This is a genomic window from Stenotrophomonas sp. TWI809 (genome assembly GCF_039673205.1).
In the GTDB taxonomy this organism is placed as follows: Bacteria; Pseudomonadota; Gammaproteobacteria; order Xanthomonadales; family Xanthomonadaceae; genus Stenotrophomonas.
Map to the genome: position 1 here is coordinate 78,948 of NZ_JBDJLE010000009.1, position 21,695 is coordinate 100,642.

The window sequence follows — 21,695 nt, forward strand, 5'->3', positions numbered from 1 at the left end:
CTTGTCAGGGCCAGTTGTCGTGATGCAGGATCGTCCGGGTACCGATCATCGACCCGATCGCCTGCCCGCCCCCACCGGACATGCATCGCCTCTTTCCTGCCGTCTGCCGACGGCTGGGGCGACGCCGTCCGCCGTGGCCATCGATGCGGGTCCTGCCTGCCGCCTGCCCTTCCCGGGAGACCCTTGCATGACCCTGTCCGACCTGCGCCCCGCCCGCCGCGCCCTTCCCCTCGCCCTGGCCCTGGCCTGCGCCTCGATCGCCCTGCCGGCTGCCGCGCAGGGCCTGCAGACCTCGTTCGAGCCGGGTCAGCCCGCCCCGGCCGCCGGCGACGGCGCGCTGCAGGTGCGGATCGGCACCGGGCCGGTGGCGCCCTATGCCGCCAAACCCGGCGTCGGCTACAGCGGCCTGCATGCGCTGCAGTACGCCAGCGCCGGCGGCCACGCGCGCCGCCAGCTGTTCACGACCGACCTGGCCATCGACGCCGATACCACCCTGTCCTGGCTGGTGCTGCCCGAGATCGTCGGCAAGGACACCGTCGCCTCGACCTACGTCTCGCTCGATCTGGTGCTCGACGACGGTAGCCGCGTCTCGGCCAGCACCGCACGTGATCACCACGGCGTGGCGCTGGGTGCGCGTGCGCAGGGCGAATCGAAGACGCTGTACCCGCAGCAGTGGGCGCGCAAAGCCGTTCACCTGGGCGACACCCCGGCCCTGCGCGGGCGTCGCGTGGTCGCGCTCGAGTTGGAGGTGGCCAGCGCCGACGGCGCACCGGTGGCCGGCTGGATCGACGATGTCCGCCTGGACGCGCAACCGCGCAGCACGCCGCAGCGTCCCTCCGACTGGGTGCTGACCACCCGCGGCACGCAGGCCAATGGCACCTTCTCGCGCGGCAACAATTTCCCGGCCACCGCCGTGCCGCACGGCTTCAATTTCTGGACGCCGGTGACCGACGCCGGCTCACTGACCTGGCTGTATCGCTGGAACGAGCAGAACGATGCGGCCAACCGGCCCCGCCTGCAGGCGCTGGCGCTGAGCCACCAGCCCAGCCCGTGGATGGGCGACCGCCAGACCTTCCAGGTGATGCCGTCGGCGACCCGTGGCGTGCCCGAGGCCGACCGCAGCAAGCGTGCGCTGAGCTTCTCGCGCGACAATGAGCAGGCCCGCCCGTACCGCTATGACGTGCGCTTCGACAACGGCATCGCCGCCTCGATCGCACCGACCGACCACGCCGCGGTGTTCCGCTTCGCGTTCCCCGAAGGCGGTGATGCCAACCTGCTGTTCGACAACGTCGACGCGCGCGGCGGGCTGACGCTGGATGCCGCCACGCAGACACTCTCCGGCTATACCGACACGCGCAGCGGCCTGTCCACCGGCGCCACCCGCATGTACGTGGTGGCCAGCTTCGACCGCCCGTGGCGCAGCAGCGGCACGGTGAAGACCGGACGCCCGACCGGCTACATCAAGTTCGATGCGGGTCCCGACCGTCGCGTCTCCATGCGCATCGCCACCTCGTTGATCTCTGTCGAGCAGGCCCGTCATAACCTCGCCCTGGAAGTGGCTGCTGCCGACGATGTGGATCGCGTGGCCGCGCGTGCGCAGGAGGCGTGGGACCAGCGCCTGGCCCGCTTCGATGTGGGCGATGCCAGTGACGACCAGAAGACCACCTTGTACTCCAACCTGTACCGCCTCTACCTCTACCCCAATTCCGGCCATGAAAACGCCGGCACCGCGGCGGCACCGGACTGGCGTTATGCCAGCCAGGCCAGCGCCTCGGATGAGAACACCGATGGCAGCGCCACGCGCAGCTTCGCGCCGGTGCGCGACGGCAAGGTGTACGTCAACAACGGCTTCTGGGATACCTTCCGCACCACCTGGCCGGCCTATGCGCTGTTCACCAAGGACGATGCCGGCGCGCTGGTGCAGGGTTTCCTGGAGCAGTACCGCGCCGGTGGGTGGGTCGCGCGCTGGTCCTCGCCCGGCTACGCCGACCTGATGGTGGGCACCAGTTCGGACGTGGCCTTCGCCGATGCGTGGCTGAAGGGCATCGGTGGCTTCGACCCGCAGGAGGCCTACGCTGCCGCACTGAAGAACGCGACCGTGGTGCCACCGGACCGACACGTCGGGCGCAAGGGCATGGACCGTTCCACGTTCCGTGGCTATGCCACCGCCGATGTGCACGAGGGCATGTCGTGGACGATGGAAGGCGCACTCAACGATTTCGGCGTGGCCAACATGGCCGAGGTCCTGGCCAAGCAGGCCGATACGCCGGCCGCGCGCGAACGCTATGCCACCGAGGCCGACTACTTCCGCCACCGTGCCGGCACCTACGCCACGTTGTTCGATCCCGCCGCAGGCTTCTTCCAGGGTCGCAAACCAGATGGTAGCTGGCGCCTGGACGCCAAGGACTATGACCCGCGCGTGTGGGGCCATGACTACACCGAATCCAACGGCTGGACGTTCGCTTTCACCGCCGCGCACGACGGCGAAGGCCTGGCGGCGCTGTACGGCGGGCGCGCGCAGCTGGCGGCCAAGCTGGACACGTTCTTCGCCACGCCGGAGACCGCCGACGCAGCGTTCTCCGGCTCCTACGGCGGCACCATCCATGAAATGACCGAAGCGCGCGATGTGCGCATGGGCATGTACGCGCACAGCAACCAGCCGGCGCACCACATTCCGTGGATGTACCTGTATGCCGGGCAGCCGTGGAAGACCCAGCAGCATGTGCGCGAAATCCTGTCGCGCCTGTACCTGGGCAGCGAGATCGGCCAGGGCTACCCGGGCGATGAGGACAACGGCGAGACCTCGGCGTGGTATCTGTTCGCCTCGCTGGGCATCTACCCGCTGCGCATGGGTGCACCGGAGTACGTGATCGGCTCGCCGCTGTTCCGCCATGCCCGCGTCGAGCTGCAGGGCGGCGCGGTACTGACCGTCAACGCACCGGAAAACTCGGAACGCAACATCTACGTGCAGTCGCTGAAGGTCAACGGCACGCCGTGGACCAAGACCTGGCTGCCGCACGAGTTGCTGGCCAAGGGCGCCACGCTGGACTTCGTCATGGGCCCGGAACCCTCGCGCTGGGGCACCGGCCCGGATGATGCACCGCGCTCGCTCACCGCGCGCGGCCAGCAGCCGGCCCTGCTGCATGATCTGCTGGGCGGTGGGGCCACCGCCCAGCTCGGCGATGGCCGCGCGGCGGAGGCCCTGATCGATGACGATGCGGCCACGGCACTGCCGTTGGGCGGCTCGAGCATGATCACCTTCAGCAACGTCGCCGCGGGCACGCCGTCGATGTACACGCTGACCAGCGGCAATGGCCCCATCCGCGGCGGTGAATGGACCCTGGAAGCGCGCACCACCGGTGGTCGCTGGGTGCAGGTCGACCAGCGCCGCGGCGAAGCCTTCGCCTGGGCGATGCAGACCCGACCGTTCCGCATCGCCCAGCCGGGCCGCTACGCCGAGTACCGGCTGCGCATCGGTGCACCGGGTCGCCTGCAACTGGCGGAAGTCGAACTGCTCGCACCGGCGGCGGCGCGATGAGCACTGCCCTGCCGATCACCCGCTGCCTGCTGACCGCCCTGCTCGTCAGCGCCGGGCTCGCCGATGCGCACGCATTCGAGACCACGCAGACCCGCGAGGACGTGACCCTGCACTACCGCGACGCCAGCGATGCGCTGGCCGCGCCGGTCCGGGAGCGCATCATCGAGACCTTCTTCGGCGCGTATCTGCGCGAGCGCGCCGATTTCCATCCGGCCGCACCGACGCAGGTCGGCATCGTGATCGACCCGGCTTACGACGGCATCGCCTTTGTCGGCGAGAAGGCGCAGGCGGCGACGATCACGATCAATCCGGCCTGGCTGGCCAAGCACCCGGGTGACATCGATCTGGTCACGCATGAGGCGATGCACATCGTGCAGGACTACCCGGAGTACGCCAATGCGCGTGTGCCGGGCTGGCTGGTGGAAGGCATCGCCGATTACGCGCGCAACCGCTACGGCAAGGACAACGCCGGGGCGGGCTGGGCATTGCCGACGCAGGTCAAACCGGAGCAGAACTTCGATACCGGCTACCGGGTCACCGGTGCGTTCCTGGCGTGGAGCGAGGCGCAGCACCCCGGGCTGGTGAAGGCGCTGGATGGCGCCCTGCGTGAGGGCCGTTATACGCCGGCGCTGTGGGAAACGCTCAGCGGTACATCGCTGCCGCGGTTGTGGGCGCAGTACGTGCGGACACGCTGATTGCTCCGCGGGCTGATTGCTCCGCGGGCCTGATCGGCGTCTGCGAGGAGCCGGCCAGCGGCCGGCACTACCGGTGCCATCGGTGCCCACGGTGCCATCGGTCCCATCGGTCCCATCGGTCCCATCGGTCCCATCGGTCCCATCGGTCCCATCGGTGCCCATCGGTGCCCACGGTGCCCACAGGGCCATCGGTGCCCACGGGGCGATGGCAGGTAACGACGGTGGGTCGGTAGGCTTTCGTGGGTCAGCGCGCGCCGACCAAGCCGGCGTACAACGCGAACAACTGCTGGAAATACCGCTTCGTGCGTGGATCGCGCATGACACTGTTCCCGTGGCTGATCGTGGAGGAGCTGGTCGGGCCCAGGGTGGCGACGCCCCCACCGGAGCGCCACCACGGCCGGGCCGCGTGGGGGTATTGGGCGCTTGGGAGGTTGCAGAGCCATGACGTCTGTGCGGCGCGTGTGTGGCAGATGCACGTGCCACAGCGACCGCACGGCGAAGGCAAAAAGGGACCGTCGCGTCGGTTCCTTTCACTGAGGCCTGCCGACCCACGGTCGGCAGCTACCCGTTTCGCAGCGCGAAACCAAAACGCGCCCCGAAGGGCGCGTTTTGGCAACTTGAGGTGGAAAGAACGCCTTAGGCGTTCTTCTCCGCCTCAAGCTGCTTGCGGATCTGCGCATCCACGGCCGCGATGGCGGTCATGTTGAGCACGCGGCGCGAGGTCGCGCTGGTGGTGAGGATGTGCACCGGCTTGGCCACGCCCATCAGGATCGGGCCGATCGCCACGCCGTCGGTGAACACGCGCACCAGGTTGTAGGCGATGTTGGCCGCTTCCAGGTTGGGCAGCACGAACAGGTTGGCACGGCCCTTGAGCGTGCTGTTGGGCAGCAGCTTCTGGCGCAGGGCTTCATCCCATGCGGTATCGCCCTGCATTTCGCCATCCACGTTCAAGCGCGGGTTGCGCTTGAGCAGCATCTCGCGGACCGCCCGCATCTTCAGCGCGTCCTTGGAGTCGTGGCTGCCGAAGTTGGAGTGCGACAGCAGCGCCACCTTCGGTTCGATGCCGAACAGCTTCATGCGATACGCCGCCTGCAGCGTCGCTTCGGTGATCTGCTCGGCGGTCGGGTCTTCCTGCACGTGGGTATCCACGAAGAAGAACACGCCCTGCTGGTTGATCACGCCGGTCATCGCCGAGGTGGAGGTCACCTTGGCTTCCAGCGGCAGCACGCTGCGCACGTAGCCAAGCTTCTTGTGGAAGCGGCCGACCACGCCGGTCAGCATCGCATCGGCTTCGCCACGCGCCACCATCACCGCCGCGATCAGGGTCGGGCGCGAGCGCATCAGGTTCTTGGCGGCGGCCACGGTCACACCGCGACGGCCGGTGAGGTTGTGGTAGTACTGCCAGTACTCGTTGAAGCGCGGATCGTCGTTGATGTTGGTGATGTCGAAATCGACACCGGCCTTCATGCGCAGGCCGAGGCGCTCGACCCGGGCCTCGATCACGTCCGGGCGGCCGATCAGGATCGGCTGCGCCAGGCCTTCATCGACCACGTTCTGCACCGCGCGCAGCACCACTTCTTCCTCGCCTTCGGCGTACACCACGCGCTGCTTGTCCGAGCGGGCGCGGTCGTAGACCGGCTTCATCATCAGGCTGGTGCGGTAGACGAACTGGGCCAGCTTCTCGCGGTAGGCGCCCATGTCGGCGACCGGACGGGTGGCTACGCCGGAATCCATCGCGGCCTGCGCCACGGCAGCCGACAGCTCCACCAGCAGGCGGCGATCGAACGGACGCGGAATCAGGTAGTCACGGCCGAAGCTCGGGGTCTCGTCGCCATAGGCCGAGCCCAGGTCGCTGGCCTCGCGGCGTGCCATCGCGGCGATCGCGTGCACGCAGGCGATCTTCATTTCTTCGTTGATCGCGGTCGCACCGACGTCCAGCGCACCGCGGAACAGGTACGGGAAGCACAGCACATTGTTGATCTGGTTCGGGTAGTCCGAACGACCGGTACCGATCAGTGCGTCCGGGCGGACCGAACGGGCCACTTCCGGCATGATTTCCGGGGTCGGGTTGGCCAGGGCGAAGATCACCGGATCCTTGGCCATGGTCTTGACCATGTCCGCGGTCAGGATGCCCGGGGCCGACAGGCCCAGGAAGATGTCCGCACCATCGACGATCTCGGCCAGCGTGCGCTTGTCGGTATCACGCGCGTAACGCGCCTTCTCCGGGTCCAGATCGGTGCGGCCGGTGTGGATCACGCCGTCGCGGTCGAAGGCCAGGATGTTCTCTTTCTTCAGGCCCAGCGAGACCAGCATGTTGACGCAGGAGATACCCGCTGCGCCCATGCCGGTGGTGGCCAGCTTCACGTCTTCGATCTTCTTGCCGGTGACGAGCATGGCGTTGAGCACGGCCGCGCCGACGATGATCGCGGTGCCGTGCTGGTCGTCATGGAACACCGGGATGTTCATGCGCTCGCGCAGCTTGCGCTCCACGATGAAGCACTCCGGCGCCTTGATGTCTTCCAGGTTGATGCCGCCGAAGGTCGGTTCCAGCGAGGCGATGATGTCGACCAGCTTGTCCGGGTCGTTCTCATCGATCTCGATGTCGAACACATCGATGCCGGCGAACTTCTGGAACAGCACGCCCTTGCCTTCCATCACCGGCTTGCCGGCCAGCGGGCCGATGTTGCCCAGGCCCAGCACGGCGGTGCCATTGGAGATCACGGCGACAAGATTGCCGCGGGCGGTCAGTTCACTGGCCTGCTGCGGGTCGGCCATGATCGCCTCGCAGGCGTGTGCCACGCCCGGGGAGTACGCCAACGACAGATCGCGCTGGGTCAACATCGGCTTGGTCGCGGTGACCTTGATCTTGCCGGGCGGCGAGAGCCGGTGATAGTCGAGGGCTGCCTGTTTGAAATCTTCGTTGGACATCGCTTTCTGCAGATGAATGGGCGAGAGGAACAGGGGATCATACCCCCGTTGGCGTGGACGGACCTGTCGCTACGCTGTCGCGGTCATGCTGCAACCGCACATATTCCAGCGCCGCGCACCGGGCCTTCAAAATAAAACATGGCCGCGACGCCCCGGCAGGAACGGCACGACCATGCACCACACAATCAGGTCATCGGGCTCAGTGCGCCGGGGCCGGCAGCGTGTCCGGCAGGTCGGCGACGACCAGCGGCGGCAGCTCGGCTTCGCGGCCGTCCAGCACCATCGCCAGGCGGTCGCGATCCAGCGCGTTCTCCCAGCGCGAGACCACCACAGTGGCCACCGCATTGCCGATGAAGTTGGTCAGCGAGCGGCATTCGCTCATGAAGCGGTCCACCCCCAGGATCAGCGCCATGCCGGCCACCGGCACTTCCGGCACCACGGCCAGGGTGGCGGCCAGGGTGATGAAGCCGGCCCCGGTGACGCCGGCGGCGCCCTTGGAGCTGAGCATCGCCACCAGCAGCAGGGCGATCTGGTGGCCCAGGGTCAGCTCGGTATTGGTCGCCTGGGCGATGAACAGCGCCGCCAGGGTCATGTAGATGTTGGTGCCGTCCAGGTTGAACGAGTAGCCGGTCGGGACCACCAGGCCCACCACGGACTTGCTGCAGCCGGCCTTTTCCATCTTCTCCATCAGCGAGGGCAGCGCCGATTCCGAGGAGGAGGTGCCCAGCACCAGCAGCAGCTCGGCCTTGAGGTAGCGGGCCAGCTTGAACACCGAGAACCCGCACAGGCGGCAGACCACGCCCAGGATCACCGCCACGAACAGGAAGGCGGTCAGGTAGAACGAGCCGACCAGCCAGGCCAGGTTGACCAGCGAGCCGACCCCGTATTTGCCGATGGTGAAGGCGATCGCGCCGAACGCACCGATCGGAGCCGCCTTCATCAGGATGTGGACCAGGCGGAACACCGGGGCGGTCAGCGCTTCCAGGAAGGTCAGCACCGGGCGGCCCTTGGCGCCGGTCAGGGCCAGCGCGATGCCGAACAGCACCGCCACGAACAGCACCTGCAGGATGTTGCCTTCGACGAAGGCGCTGACCAGGGTGGCCGGGATGATGTCCAGCGCGAAGCCGACCAGGGTCAGCTCATGCGACTTCTGCACATAGCCGTTGACGGCGGTCTGGTCCAGATCGGCCGGGTTGATGTTCATCCCCGCGCCCGGCTGCACCACGTGTGCCACCACCATGCCCACGATCAGGGCCAGCGTGGAGAAGAACAGGAAGTAGGCCATCGATTTGGCGAAGACCCGGCCCACGGTGCGCAGGTGGGTCATGCCGGCGATGCCGGTGACGATGGTCAGGAAGATCACCGGGGCGATGATCATCTTCACCAGCTTGATGAAGGCGTCGCCCAGCGGCTTGAGCGATTCGGCGAAGGCCGGCTCGTAATGGCCGAGGATGGCACCGAGAACGATCGCCACCACGACCTGGAAATACAGTTGGCGGTAGAACGGCAGCGGCTTGGCCGCCAGCGGGGCGGTGGTGGGAACGTGCATGGAAAGCTCCGGCAGTGTCACGAAGGATGCCGGCCGCGCTGGGCGGCATCTGGCGTGGCCTTTTTACGCCCGCATCTCGCCAACGCAGATAACCTATTGGTACTAGCCCCCCGGTTCAGCTGGCCGGACTGCCTACACTGCCCCGGCACCGCGCCCCCACGGCGGCGGGTGGCCCGGCAGCGGATCAAGGGGGACAGACCCACAGATTTGCCGTCCGCGGCCGTTGTTGTTCTGCCCCACCCTTATTCAAGCAGCTACCGCCCATGCGCCCTACGCCCCTGTTCATCGCCCTGGCCCTGACCACCGCCCCGCTCGCCGCCACCGCGGCCGACTGGGACAACTGGCCGACCAAGACCACTTTCAGTGACGGTACCGAGCTGGCAGCGACTGCCAACATCGCCTATGACCTCAACGACTTCTCCGGCGGCAGCGGCATCGAAGACGCCGACGCCGTGCGCCGCAAGGAATTCGGCGCGACCCTGAAGAAGAAGGGCGTGTACGACGCCATGGTCTATTACGACTTCCAGGCCGACACCTGGCTGGACGTGTTCGTCCGCTTCGAGAGCAAGGCCTTCTTCGGCAGCGACATCGGCCGCTTCCGCTTCGGCTACATGAAGACCCCGGTCGGCCTGGACGCCGGCACCTCCTCGCGCGCCGGCAGCTTCCTGGAAACCGCCCTGCCCGTGCAGGCGTTCTACGAAGGCCGCCGCACCGGTGCCGAATGGGTGCTGGAGCGCCCGCAGTACCTGCTGCAGGCTGGCGCCTACGGCGGCAAGGACCTGCAGGGCGACAACCCCGGCACCACCCAGGCGGTGCGCGGCGTGTGGACCCCGGTCAAGGCCGCAGGCGACGTGGTCCACCTGGGCCTGGCCTATTCGCAGGAAAACCCGCGCGGTTACCGCGATGGCCGTGACGTCTCGCACGCCGCCAGCGCGCGCCTGCGTGCGCGTCCGGAAGCCGGCCTGACCGACATCCGCCTGGTCGACTCCGGTGCCCTGACCACCGCCGACAAGATCGTGCGCACCGGGCTGGAAGGCATCTGGATCCGCGGCCCGTTCTCGCTGCAGGGCGAAGCGCTGCAGACCACGGTCAGCCGTGACGGCAAGCCGGATTACACCGGCAGCGGCCAGTACGCGATGGCGAGCTGGATCCTGACCGGCGAATCGCGCCCGTACAGCGCCGGCGCGGTGGCCAACGTCAAGCCGGCCCACGGCTACGGCGCGGTCGAGCTGGTCACCCGCTACAGCCGCATCGATCTGGACGATGCCGACGTGTTCGGCGGCCGCCAGCACGATTGGACCCTTGGCGCCAACTGGTACCTGACCTCGCACTTCAAGTTCCAGGCGAACTACGTCAAGGTCGACGCCAGCCGTCGCGGCGTGCGCAGCCAGCCGGAGATCTTCGAACTGCGCGCGCAGATGCATTTCTGAGCCCGTCCGGCGGACGCGTTGACGCGCGTCCGCCCTGCCCTGCCTAGACTGGCGCCATGTACCGCGTCTCCCGCTATCGCCCCTGGTGGCTGCTCATCGTCCTGATGCTCGGCGGCACGGCGCTGTGTGCGCTGCTGGCCGGGCGCTATGCGCAACAGCGGGCGCTGGATGACGAAAACCTGCAGGTGCGGCGTCAGCTCGGCCTGTATGCGCAGACCCTGCAGCAGCGCATCGATCGCTTCGGCACGCTGCCGCAGGTGCTGGCGCTGGACCCGGACCTGCACCAGGCGGTGTCCCATCCGCTCACCGCCGCCGAGCGGCAGCGGCTGAACCTCAAGCTGGCCCAGGCCAACAGCGTCACCCGTGCCTCGACCCTGACCCTGATCGACCGGCACGGCATCGCCGTGGCCGCCAGCAACTGGGACCAACCGACCAGCAATGTCGGCGAGGACTACAGCTACCGCCCCTACTACCAGCAGGCGATGGCGCGCGGCAGCGGGCATTTCTACGGCATCGGCATGACCACGGCCGTGCCGGGCTACTTCCTCTCGCAGGCGATCTACGACGATCGCGGCACCGTGCTGGGCGTGGTGGCGATCAAGATCGAGCTGCGCGCACTCGAACAGGAATGGCTGCAGAGCCCGGACATCGTGCTGGCCACCGACGCGCATGACGTGGTGTTCCTGGCCAACGGCGATGCCTGGCGTTACCGCCTGCTGCGCCCGCTCGGCCCGCAGGAGCGCAGCGAGATGCTGGCAACCCGCCAGTACGCCGACCGCTCGCTGCAGCCGCTGCAGGCCCGCACCGCGGAGGTGCTCGCCGATGGCGGGCGCATGGTGCGCGTGGAGCAGCCCGCCCTGCCACGGCCGGTGCTGTGGCAGACCCTGGCGCTGAACGAACCGCAGTGGAAACTGCACCTGCTGCATGACGCCAGCGCCAGCACGGCCGTCGGCCGCAGCGCCGCGCTGGCCGCTGGCGGGATCTGGTTGGCGCTATGCTTCCTGGGCCTGTTCGTGCAGCAGCGCCGACGCCTGGCCGCGCACCGCCAGCGCAGCCGGCGCGAGCTGGAAAGCGTGCTCAAGCAGCATGCACAGGAGCTGCGCACCGCCCAGGACGGCGTGCTGCAGGCCGCGCAGCAGGCCGACAGCGGTCTCAGCCGCAGCCTGGCCCACCTGCCACAGGGCGTGGTGGTGATCGACAACGAGCAGAAGCTGGTGGCGTGGAACGCACGCTACCTGGAGCTGTTCCGCTTTCCGACCGGGCTGATCCGGGTCGGACGCCCGATCGAGGAGATCTTCCGCTACAACGCGCGCCGTGGCCTGCTTGGCCCAGGCCCGATCGATGAAGCCATCGAACGCCGGTTGAACCATCTGCGCAGCGGGCGCCCGCACATGCGCGAAAGCGAGAAAGACGACGGCACGGTGCTGGAGATCCGCGGCAACCCGCTGCCCGACGGTGGCTTCGTCACCAGCTACGCCGACATCACCGCCTACAAGAACACCGCGCGCGAACTGCGCTCGCTCGCCGATGCGCTGGAGCACCGCGTCGCCGAGCGCACCCGGGATCTGGATGAAGCGCGCCGCGAAGCCGAACGGGCCAACCGCTACAAGTCCCGGTTCGTGGCCTCGGCCGTACACGATCTGCTGCAGCCGTTGAACGCCGCGCGGATGTTCGTTTCGGTGCTGCGCGGCAAGCTGCAGGGCGACGCGCGCGAACTCAGCGAGCACGTGGATGCCGCGCTCGCGGCGCAGGACGCCATCCTCAACAGCCTGCTCGACATCTCGCGGCTGGAATCGGGTGCGCTGCAGACCCATGTGCGCGCCTTCGCGCTGTCGCCGCTGCTGGAAACGCTGGCGCGCGAGTTCGGCCTGGCTGCCGAAAGCCGCGGCCTGCAATTGCGCTGGGTGGATACGCGGGCGGTGGTGGTCAGCGACGAGGCGTTGCTGCGCCGGATCCTGCAGAATTTCCTGTCCAATGCGCTGCGCTACACCCCGCGGGGCCGGGTACTGATCGGCTGCCGCCGCGACGGTGCCCAGCTGCGCATCGAAGTGCATGACCAGGGGCCGGGCATTCCCGACAGCCTGCAGGGCGAGATCTTCGAAGAGTTCCGGCGGCTGGACGATGGCGTGGACCAGGAACGCGGGGCCGGGCTGGGCCTGGCGATCGTGGAGCGCATCGGCCGCCTGCTCGGCCACCCGATCCGCCTGCGCTCGACGCTGGGGCGTGGCAGTGTGTTTTCGGTAAGCCTGCCCATGGGCGAGGCGGCAGACGTGGTGCCGGCATCGGCGCCCGCGGCTGCCCCGGTGGTGGACACCGGCGATGACAGCCCGCTACGCCATTGCCGGGTCTGGAGCATCGATGATGATCCGCGGGTCTGCGCCGCCACCCGCGCGCTGTTGGAACGCTGGGGCTGTGCGGTGGAACTGGCCGATGGCCCGCAGGCCGCGCTGGACCTGGCCGCGCCCGCCACGGTGCCGCAGCTGCTGCTGCTCGATGTGCGCATGGGCGAGTTCCATGGCCCCGATCTTTACGAGGCGCTGTGCGTGCAATGGCAGGCGCGGCCCCCGGTGATCCTGGTCACGGCCGAACGCGACGATGCACTGCGCGCACAGGCGGCCGAAAACGGGTGGGGATTTCTGTCCAAACCGGTGCGTCCGCCGGCCTTGCGCGCGCTGATGACGCAGGTGCTGCTGCGCCATCGCGGTGATGCCACGCGCTAGATGCCGGCGCCTGCGTCCCCTTCCGGCTCCAGCGCCTTCACCAGCACCGCCGCCTGCGTACGGCTGTGGCACTCGAGCTTCTTCAGGATCGCGGTCACGTGCACCTTGACCGTATTTTCGGCCAAGCCCAGTTCATAGGCGATCTGCTTGTTGAGCAGGCCGTCGGCCAGGCACAACAGCACCCGGAACTGCTGCGGAGTCAGTTGCGCCAGCCGCGTGGCCAGCAGCGCATCGGATTCGGACCGCTCTGCCGCCATCGCCGGGAACCACACGCCGCCATCGAGCACCGCCGCCACCGCCTGGCCGAGCGTTTCGGCCGGCGCTGATTTGGGGATGAACCCCGCCGCGCCGAACTGCTGCGCCCGCCGGATCACGCGCGGGTGGTCGTTGGAGGACACGATCACCACCGGTATGTCCGGATGCGCACCGCGTACGTGCAGCAGCGAGGAGAATCCGCGCGCACCGGGCATGGTCAGGTCGAGCAGGACCAGTTCGATTTCGGCGTGCTGATCGAGCGCGCTTTCCAGTGTCGCGGCACTGGCCACTTCGATCACGTGGACCTGGGGCAGCGCCTGACGCAGGGAATGCACGACCGCAGCGCGGAGCAGCGGGTGGTCATCGGCGACCAGGACGGTGATGTCACTCATGCATGAAGTGTGGCATGCCACCCGGCGCGCTGTCGCATTCGGCCGCTGACAGCTGGATGACAGCTCACCGGTGACAGGGTCGGATCGACATTTCCTTGTACTGGAGGCTGCATGCTGACACTCATCGGGCTATTGACCATTGCTGCACTGGTGGCTCTGCTGATCACCGGGCGAACGACGGCCATCATCGCCCTCGTGTTGGTCCCGCTGGTGGCTGCGCTGATTGTCGGAACCGGCACGGATGCGCTTGCTGGCTACTTCAATGACGGCCTGAGGCGGGTCGCCCCGATCGCTGCGATGTTCATGTTCGCGATCACCTTCTTCGGGGTGCTGCAGGATGCGGGGCTGTTCCGCCCCCTGGTTGACGGGCTGGTGCGGATGACCGCGGGCAATGTCGTCGCGGTCGCCATGATGACCGCACTGCTCGGGATGGTGGCGCATCTGGACGGTGCCGGTGCCACGACCTTCCTGCTCACCGTGCCGGCGCTGCTGCCGCTGTACCGGCGCCTGCACATGAGTCCGTACCTGATGCTGCTCCTGCTAGCGACCGGTGCAGGCATCTTCAACATGCTTCCGTGGGCGGGGCCGCTCGGGCGCGCTGCCGCCGTGACCGGCATCGACGTCGGCGTGCTGTGGCAGCCGCTGCTGCCGGTGCAGGTGGTCGGTGCGGTGTTGCTGCTGGCGATGGCGGCCGTGCTGGGACTGCGCGAACGCGGGCGTGCTGCCCGCCTTGCCGCCAGCGGTGGCGACCTGGCGCCTGCCGGGACCGCTGCGCCGCTGCCCCGCGCAGCGGCGCCGGTGCCCGTGCGCCATGCGGGGCTGAACGCGCTGCTGTTCGTCGCGGTCCTGGGTGCGCTGGTCGGGAGTCTTTTGCCCTCGGCCTACATCTTCATGATCGGCTTGGCGCTGGCCCTGCTGATCAACTACCGGCGCCCCGCGCAGCAGATGGAGGCGATCGCCGCGCATGCGCCGGCGGCGCTGAAGATGGGTGCGATCATCCTGGCCGCGGGCTGCTTCCTGGGGGTGATGGACGGCAGCGGGATGCTGCGCTCCATCGCGGCGGACCTGGCCCATGTGCTTCCCGACCCCATGCTGCCATGGCTGCATGTGCTGCTCGGCGTGGTCGGCTTGCCGATGGAACTGCTGCTCAGTACCGATGCCTACTATTTCGGACTGCTGCCGGTGGTACTGGAGATCACTACGCCGCTCGGCGTGGACCCCGCGCACAGCGTGTATGCACTGACCATCGGGAACATCGTGGGGACCTTCATCAGCCCGTTCTCACCGGCGCTATGGCTGGCGCTGGGGCTGGCCGGAGCGGACATCGGGCGCCACATCCGCTACTCGCTGGGGTGGATGTGGGGCTTCTCTCTGCTTCTGCTGGGGGCTGCCTGGTTGCTGGGCGTGTTCTGATCTTCGCGCGGCGTGCTGTCACTGCCTGCGGGCAGCACGCTGGCGCGCCAGGCTTCCAGGAACTGGCGACGCTTGAGTGCGTCCAGATACACCAGCAGGCCGGGGCCGAGCTGGATCGGGCGAAGGTTGCTGGATGGCCCGCCGCCAGTAGTGGCTGCGGGCAGGATCGAGGTCAGGCGTGCCTCCCGTGAGAGGACCTGCTGCCCGCGCGGAGACAGCAGGTAATCCAGGAATCGGCCCGCTTCCTCGGGGTGCCGGCTGCTGCGCGGTATGACCGCCGTACGCAGCACCACCAGGGTGTAGTCCTCCGGTTCGACGATGGCCAACGGCGCGCCGGCCTCGATCCGTGCGCGTGCATAGGACCCCAGCACGTTGTAGACAAGCGCCAGTTCGCCCCGGCTGACCCGGTCCAGCAGCACGCCGGTCCGTTCCTCCAACTGCACCGCGTTGTCGCCCAGTGCACCCAGCAGCGCGCCGGCAATGCTGCCGCGCTGGCTGTCCTGGGTGGCCATGAGGTAGCCCACGTTGCTGCGCTCGATATCGTAGGTGCCCACCCGCCCTTTCAACGGTGCATCGGCAGCGTGCAGCAGATCGAGCAGTTGCCGGCGCGTGCGCGGCACCCGGTTCGCCGCCAGGCGGCGGGTGTTGTAGACCATGACCACCGGCTCGTAGCTGATCCCGAACGCCTCGTGCCGCCACTGCGCCCAGGAGGGCAAGGCATCGGTCTGCGCCGAGCGGTGCGGCAGCGCGTGTCCATCGTTGACGAGCTTGGTCTGCAGGTCCATGCCGCTGCTGATGAGCAGATCCGGTGCCGCGCCAGGCCCCGGCACGTGCAGGTAACGGCTGTAGATATCCTGGGTGATGATGTCTTCGTAGATCACCTCCGTCCCCGGATGCAGCCGCTGGTAGTCGGCGATCACCGTGGCGAACACCTCGATGTCGGTCGAGCCATGGATGCGCAGCTGCGCGGTGGGCGTGCCCTGCGCGGGAAAGCGCTGCACGTCGCCGGGGTCGGCCGCTGCAGTGAAAGCCACCAGCATCAACCACAGACCAGACAGAACCTTCATGCGTGCCTCCTCGGCATCCGGATCGTGGCGATCAGGCCGCCGCCCACCCGGTTGGACAGATCGATATGGCCGCCATGGCTGTCAACCACGCGCTTGACGATCGCCAGTCCGAGCCCGGCGCCACCGGCGGCCGCACCTTCGCCACGCGCGAAACGCTCGAAGACCCGCTCCGCATCGGCCGGCGCGATGCCCGGGCCGTGATCGGCGATGGTCAGTACGCAGTGGGTGTCATCGGTGGTCAACGCGAGCTGCAACGCGCCGTCCCCACCGTACTTGAGCGCGTTGTCGATCAGGTTCTTGATCGCTTCGCGCAGCAGCAGTGCATCGCCGTTGACCCAGGCCGGCTCGCGGGTCACCGCCAACTGCACGCGGGGTGCGGGCAATGCCTGCGGGAGCGCCTCATGCAGGGCCTGGTGCACGGTCTCGGCCAGGTCCACCGGCGCGAACCGCTGCAGGTTCGCGCGATGGATCACGCTGGCATCGCTGAGCAGCTGGTTGAGCAGGCGGCTCATGTGGGTGGCGTTGCGCTCGATCGCCTGCAGGCTGCGGCGCATGTCCTCCGGATCATCGTCATCCAGTGCCAGCTGCGCCTGCGCGCGCAGCGCGGCCAGCGGCGTACGCATCTGGTGCGCGGCCTCGGCCATGAACGCGCGCAGGGTTTCATTGCTGGTCGACAGCCGCCCCATGAAGTGGTTCAGCGCACCGACCATCTGGTCCATCTCCTGCGGCGTGGCCGCATCCAGTGGCCGCAGATCGGAGGGCTCGCGCCGGGACAGCTCGCGTTCGACCCGCACCAGCGGCCGCAGCGCGCGGTGCACGCCGAGCGCGACCAGGGCCAGCGACAACAGCGAGAGCACCACGATCGCGACCAGGGCGCGGGTCACCATGTCCTGGGCAAGCGCCTCACGTGCGCGCCGGGTCTGCCCGACCTGCACACGGACTTCCGCCTGCGCGGACGGGGAGGAGACCCGCCGCGACACCACGACGAAGCGCACGGTCTCGCCGCTGTACGGCGCATCGAACAGCTGCGGACGATCGGTCGGCGTGCGGGGCGGTGCCGGCAGATCGTCGTAGCCGGTCACGGTCTGGTTGCGTGCATCGGAGACGCGATAGAACACGCGGTCTTCCGGCGCCATCGCCAGCAGGTCGAGCGCGGCGTAGGGCAGATCGACCTGCCACTGCGCCTCCACCAGCGCCACCGAATCGATGATCGACAGTGCCGAGGACACCAGCAGGTGATCGTAGGAACGATTGGCGGCGCGCTGGCCATAGTCGCGTGCACCGAAGAACAGCGCCACGGCGAACAGCGCCATCAAGCCGCCGAGATAGAGCCACAGCGTGCGCCGGATCGAGCTCGGCGCGCGGGCATCACCCGCCATCGGGACGGCTGCCATCAGGCGTGGCGTCGTGTGCTTCGAGCAGATAGCCGCTGCCGCGTACGGTGACGATGCGCAGCGGTGCATCGGCCAGCTTGCGCCGCAGGCGACCGACGTAGAGTTCGATCGCGTTCGGGCCGGCCTCGTCATCGAAGCCGAACAGGCCGTTGCCGATCTCGTCCTTGCCCACCACCTGCCCCAGCCGACCCATCAGGATCTCAAGCAGGCGGTACTCGCGGTTGGGCAGCTCGATCGGCTGGCCGTCCAGGCTGACCCGGTGCGCGGCGTTGTCGAACTGGAAGCCACCAATCTGCACCACCTCGCTGGCCTGGCCACGGGTGCGCCGCAAGAGCACGCGGCAGCGCGCTTCGAACTCGCGGAAATCGAACGGCTTGCCGAGGTAATCGTCCGCGCCGACATCCAGCGCCTGCACCCGGTCTTCGATGCCATCGCGCGCGGTCAGCATCAGCACCGGGGTGCTGTCACCGCGCTCACGCATGCCGGCCAGTACGCGCAGCCCATCCAGTTTGGGTAGGCCGATATCGAGTACGACCAGATCGAACGACTGGTAGCGCAGCACGCTCGCTGCGGCCAGGCCGTCGCTCTGCCAATCCACGGCATGCCCACTGCGCCGCATGCGGCGGACGATCGCGTCGGCCAGGTCCGGGTTGTCTTCCACCAGCAGGATGCGCATCGGTCGGGATCGGGAAAGGTGCACGAATGCTAGCGCGTGCGGCCGCATCCGTGCGCTTCGCTGCGGTGCAGCAATGGCTGACAGGTGGATGACAGCATCCCGGCACTAGGCTGCGCCAACGCGACACCACCGAACACACGGTACCTGGGAGGGGCCATGGAACTGAACACACTGCGCTGGTGCCTGCCGGCCGCCTGCACGCTGTTGTTGGCCGCACCCGCCTGGGCCGCCGACGACAACACTGACGACCGCCCGGTCACGGCCAGCCTTGGCGGCCGCCTGCACCTGGATTTCGCCGATTTCCACAACGACCGCCGCGGTACGCCGAACAAGGACGACACCGAGATCCGTCGCGCATGGCTTGACGTATCCGGCAAGTTCTTCGTGGTCGACTACAAGCTGGAAGCGGATTTCTCCGGCGACCGGGTCGAGGCCAAGGATGTGTTCGTCAGCCGCAGCTTCGGCGATGCCGGCAAGCTCACCGTGGGCCAGTTCAAGCAGTTCTTCTCGCTGGATGACCGCACCAGTTCGAACTACGGCAGCTTCCTGGAGCGCGGCAATGCCGGCACCACGCTGGCGCCGCTGTATCGCCTCGGCGCCTCCTGGCAGGCCGCGCGCGGCGACATGACGTGGGCCGCCAGCGCCTACAGCCTGGAGAGCATCGACGCGTGGCAGGTCAAGGGCCGTGCCGCCGGTGGCCGTGCGACCTGGGCCCCCGGCGCCACCGCCGGTGATGTCCTGCACCTGGGCGTGTCGTTGGCGCATGAGCGCTACGACACCCCTGGCGCCGACGGCGTCCCCGCCCTGCGCATCCGCCCGCGCCCGGCCGGCCATCTCTCGGACAACAGCCGCCTGACCCTGGTCGATTTCTCGGCCGGGCGCGACACCGACGTCAACAAGTGGTCGCTGGAGTACGCACAGGTGAACGGGCCGCTGTCCTGGCAGGGCGAATTCAGCGGCGCTACCTTCGACGACGGCAGCCAGCGCGGCAAGGTGCTGGCCGGCTACGGCCTGGTCAGCTGGTTCGTCACCGGCGAATCGCGCGTGTACGACCGCAAGACGGGGCGCTTCGGCCGGGTCAAGGATTTCCAGCACACCGCCGGCGCGTTCGAACTGGCACTGCGCTATGACCAGATGCGCGGCGACCAGCACCTGATCGGCCAGCCCGACCTGCGCGACGGCCAGACCGAGGCGTGGACGCTGGGTGGCAACTGGTACATCCGCCCGAACCTGCGCTTCATGCTCAACCTGATCGAAAGCCGCAACCGCGACCGCCTGGCCGACGCCACCGTGGATCGCACGCGCGCGGTCACCGGCCGCCTGCAGTACGACTTCTGATGCCTACTTTCCGCACCGTTTCTTCTGGAGAATGCAGATGATGCTGAGCATCCTCGGCTTTGGCATGGTCATTACATTCATGTATTTGATCATGAGCAAGCGGCTCTCGCCGCTGGTCGCCCTCATCACCATTCCGATCCTGTTCGCGCTGATCGGCGGCTTCGCGGCCGGCATCGACGACATGATGCTGGAAGGCATCAAGAAGATCGCGCCGACCGGCGTGATGTTGATGTTCGCCATCCTGTACTTCGGGGTGATGATCGATGCGGGCCTGTTCGATCCGCTGGTGCGGATCATCCTGCGCTTCGTCAAGGGCGACCCGATGAAGATCGTGCTCGGCACCGCCATCCTGGCGATGCTGATCTCGCTCGACGGCGATGGCTCGACCACCTACATGATCACCGTGTCGGCGATGCTGCCGTTGTATCAGCGCCTGGGCATGAACGCGTTGAACATGACCTGCGTGACCATCCTCGCCGGTGGCGTGATGAACCTCACCCCGTGGGGCGGGCCGACCGCCCGTGCCGCCACCGCGCTGCACGTGGACCCGGCCGACGTCTTTGTGCCGCTGATTCCCTCCATGGTGATCGCCTGCGCCGGCGTGCTGGTGCTGGCCTGGTACCTGGGCATGAAGGAACGCCGTCGCCTGGGCGTGGTGACCCTGCCGCAGGGCGGGAGCTGGATGGACAACAGCGTCTCCGATGATGGCAACACGCTGCCGACGGTGGAAGACGCCGAGGACACCAAACGCCCGAAGCTGCTGTGGGTCAATCTGGGCCTGACCATCGCCCTGATGACCGCGCTGATCCTGGGCGTGCTGCCGATGCCGGTCCTGTTCATGGTCGGCTTCGCGATCGCCCTGGTGATCAACTACCCGAACCTGGCCGAGCAGCGCCGCCGCGTGGTCAACCATGCCGGCAACGTGCTGTCGGTGGTCTCTCTGATCTTCGCGGCGGGCATCTTCACCGGCATCCTCAACAACACCGGCATGGTCGAGGCGATGTCGCACAGTTTCCTGGCGATCATTCCCGACAGCTGGGGCCCCTACCTGGCGGTGATCACCGCGCTGGCCTCGATGCCGTTCACCTTCTTCATGTCCAACGACGCCTTCTACTTCGGCGTGCTGCCGATCCTGTCCGAAGCGGCCGGCAACTACGGCATCACGCCGGTGGAGATGGCGCGTGCCTCGCTGGCCGGCCAGCCGGTGCATCTGCTCAGCCCGCTGGTGCCCTCGACCTACCTGCTGGTCGGCCTGGCCAAGGTGGAGTTCGCCGATCACCAGAAGTTCACCCTGAAGTGGGCCATCGCCATTTCGATGCTGCTGATGTTCGGTGGGCTGCTGTTCGGCCTGTATCCGCTTGCGTCCTGATCCGCCTACCAAGGAGCCTTCCGCCATGACTCTTCGCATCGCTTACGTCACCAGCGCCATGGGCAGTGTCGGCACTGCCATCTGCCAGAAGCTGGCCCGCAACGGCCACACCGTGGTCGCCGGCTGCGCCCCGAATTCACAGCGCAAAGCCGCCTGGCTGCGCGAGCAGCGCGAACTGGGCTTCGATTTCATCGCCTCGGAAGGCAATGCCGCGGACTGGGCGTCGACGGTGGCCGCGTTCGCCAAGGTGAAGGCCGAAGTCGGCGAGATCGATGTGCTGGTCAACAATGCCGGCGGCAGCCGCGATGTGCTGTTCCGCCAGATGAGCCCGGATGATTGGAATGCGGTGATGGGGTCGAACCTGCATGCGCTGTTCAACATCACCAAGCAGGTGATCGATGGCATGAGCACGCGCGGCTGGGGCCGGATCGTGAACATCGGCTCGGTGAGTGCGCACAAGGGCCAGATCGGCCAGGTGAACTTCGCGACGGCGAAGGCGGCGATGCATGGTTTCAGCCGGGCGTTGGCCAATGAGGTGGCGACGCGGGGCGTGACGGTGAATACGATTTCGCCGGGGTATATCGCGAGTCAGTCGATCAGCAGTTTTCCGCCGGATGTGCTGGATCGTCTGGCGGGCTCGGTGCCGATCCGGCGGTTGGGCAAGCCGGAGGAGGTGGCGAGTCTGTGTGCGTGGTTGGCGTCGGACGATGCGGCGTATGTGACGGGTGCGGATTATGCGGTGAACGGTGGTCTGCACATGTTCTGACGGTTTTGCGCATCCCACGTGATGCGTGGCCTCCCCCACGAGGTCAGCCGCGATGCTGGTTGGCATCGCGGCTTTTTTTTGGCTGATTTGCGTTGTGTGGACGTCGTCTTGGTAGTGCCGGCCGCTGGCCGGCGCCTCGCGATGACGGGTCCATGGGGTTGCCGG

Annotated in this window: 14 protein-coding genes; 8 read left to right on the forward strand and 6 right to left on the reverse strand. The window is 67.8% G+C overall.

Going from position 1 to position 21,695, the window contains the following annotated elements:
* Window positions 1–187 precede the first annotated feature (187 nt).
* A complete protein-coding gene (locus ABE472_RS09345) occupies window positions 188–3,538 on the forward strand; it encodes a GH92 family glycosyl hydrolase (RefSeq protein ID WP_346466060.1) in 3,351 nt (1,116 codons plus the stop codon).
* Complete coding sequence (locus ABE472_RS09350) at window positions 3,535–4,233, forward strand: basic secretory protein-like protein (protein ID WP_346466061.1); 699 nt, start codon at window positions 3,535–3,537, stop codon at window positions 4,231–4,233. The genes ABE472_RS09345 and ABE472_RS09350 overlap by 4 nt, the downstream gene beginning before the upstream one ends.
* A gap of 636 nt (window positions 4,234–4,869) precedes the next feature.
* On the opposite strand, the gene ABE472_RS09355 is transcribed toward ABE472_RS09350, so the two are convergent.
* Both ABE472_RS09355 and ABE472_RS09360 read right to left on the reverse strand, forming a co-directional pair.
* Window positions 4,870–7,161 (reverse strand): NADP-dependent malic enzyme, encoded by a 2,292-nt coding sequence (locus ABE472_RS09355; RefSeq protein WP_121039652.1) that lies wholly within the window; start codon window positions 7,159–7,161, stop codon window positions 4,870–4,872.
* A 199-nt stretch (window positions 7,162–7,360) separates the two neighbouring features.
* Window positions 7,361–8,710: a dicarboxylate/amino acid:cation symporter gene (locus ABE472_RS09360; RefSeq protein ID WP_121039654.1), complete on the reverse strand. Its 1,350-nt coding sequence runs from the start codon at window positions 8,708–8,710 to the stop codon at window positions 7,361–7,363.
* 263 nt (window positions 8,711–8,973) lie between these two features.
* Here ABE472_RS09360 and ABE472_RS09365 point away from each other — a divergent pair, with 263 nt between their 5' ends.
* Window positions 8,974–10,140 (forward strand): porin, encoded by a 1,167-nt coding sequence (locus ABE472_RS09365; protein WP_019183785.1) that lies wholly within the window; start codon window positions 8,974–8,976, stop codon window positions 10,138–10,140.
* Window positions 10,141–10,196: 56 nt separating this feature from the next.
* Window positions 10,197–12,860 (forward strand): PAS-domain containing protein, encoded by a 2,664-nt coding sequence (locus ABE472_RS09370; RefSeq protein WP_346466062.1) that lies wholly within the window; start codon window positions 10,197–10,199, stop codon window positions 12,858–12,860.
* On the opposite strand, the gene ABE472_RS09375 is transcribed toward ABE472_RS09370, so the two are convergent.
* The gene (locus ABE472_RS09375) at window positions 12,857–13,507 is read right to left on the reverse strand and encodes a response regulator transcription factor (protein ID WP_070425885.1); all 651 of its coding nucleotides are present in this window, start codon (window positions 13,505–13,507) and stop codon (window positions 12,857–12,859) included. The genes ABE472_RS09370 and ABE472_RS09375 overlap by 4 nt on opposite strands.
* Before the next feature lie 111 nt (window positions 13,508–13,618).
* On the opposite strand from ABE472_RS09375, the gene ABE472_RS09380 reads away from it, so the two are divergent.
* Complete coding sequence (locus tag ABE472_RS09380; protein ID WP_346466063.1) at window positions 13,619–14,920, forward strand: citrate:proton symporter; 1,302 nt, start codon at window positions 13,619–13,621, stop codon at window positions 14,918–14,920.
* Here ABE472_RS09380 and ABE472_RS09385 read toward each other — a convergent pair.
* The 3 genes from ABE472_RS09385 to ABE472_RS09395 are packed head-to-tail and all read right to left on the reverse strand — an operon-like array spanning window position 14,848 to window position 18,057.
* Window positions 14,848–15,987, reverse strand: coding sequence for an ABC transporter substrate-binding protein (locus ABE472_RS09385; protein ID WP_070425887.1), 1,140 nt, complete (start codon window positions 15,985–15,987; stop codon window positions 14,848–14,850). The two genes, ABE472_RS09380 and ABE472_RS09385, sit on opposite strands and share 73 nt — an antisense overlap.
* Window positions 15,984–17,366 carry a sensor histidine kinase gene (locus ABE472_RS09390; RefSeq protein WP_346466081.1) on the reverse strand — a complete coding sequence of 461 codons (1,383 nt, stop codon included), beginning with the start codon at window positions 17,364–17,366 and terminating at the stop codon, window positions 15,984–15,986. Before ABE472_RS09390 ends, ABE472_RS09385 begins: the two co-directional genes overlap by 4 nt.
* Window positions 17,356–18,057, reverse strand: coding sequence for a response regulator transcription factor (locus ABE472_RS09395; protein WP_019183779.1), 702 nt, complete (start codon window positions 18,055–18,057; stop codon window positions 17,356–17,358). Before ABE472_RS09395 ends, ABE472_RS09390 begins: the two co-directional genes overlap by 11 nt.
* A gap of 156 nt (window positions 18,058–18,213) precedes the next feature.
* On the opposite strand from ABE472_RS09395, the gene ABE472_RS09400 reads away from it, so the two are divergent.
* Genes ABE472_RS09400 through phbB form a run of 3 tightly spaced genes read left to right on the forward strand, consistent with a single transcriptional unit; the run spans window position 18,214 to window position 21,530 of the window.
* Complete coding sequence (locus ABE472_RS09400; protein WP_346466064.1) at window positions 18,214–19,395, forward strand: porin; 1,182 nt, start codon at window positions 18,214–18,216, stop codon at window positions 19,393–19,395.
* Window positions 19,396–19,435: 40 nt separating this feature from the next.
* The gene (locus ABE472_RS09405) at window positions 19,436–20,764 is read left to right on the forward strand and encodes a CitMHS family transporter (protein ID WP_070473693.1); all 1,329 of its coding nucleotides are present in this window, start codon (window positions 19,436–19,438) and stop codon (window positions 20,762–20,764) included.
* Window positions 20,765–20,789: 25 nt separating this feature from the next.
* The gene (gene phbB, locus ABE472_RS09410) at window positions 20,790–21,530 is read left to right on the forward strand and encodes an acetoacetyl-CoA reductase (protein ID WP_346466065.1); all 741 of its coding nucleotides are present in this window, start codon (window positions 20,790–20,792) and stop codon (window positions 21,528–21,530) included.
* The last annotated feature ends 165 nt before the right edge of the window (window positions 21,531–21,695 follow it).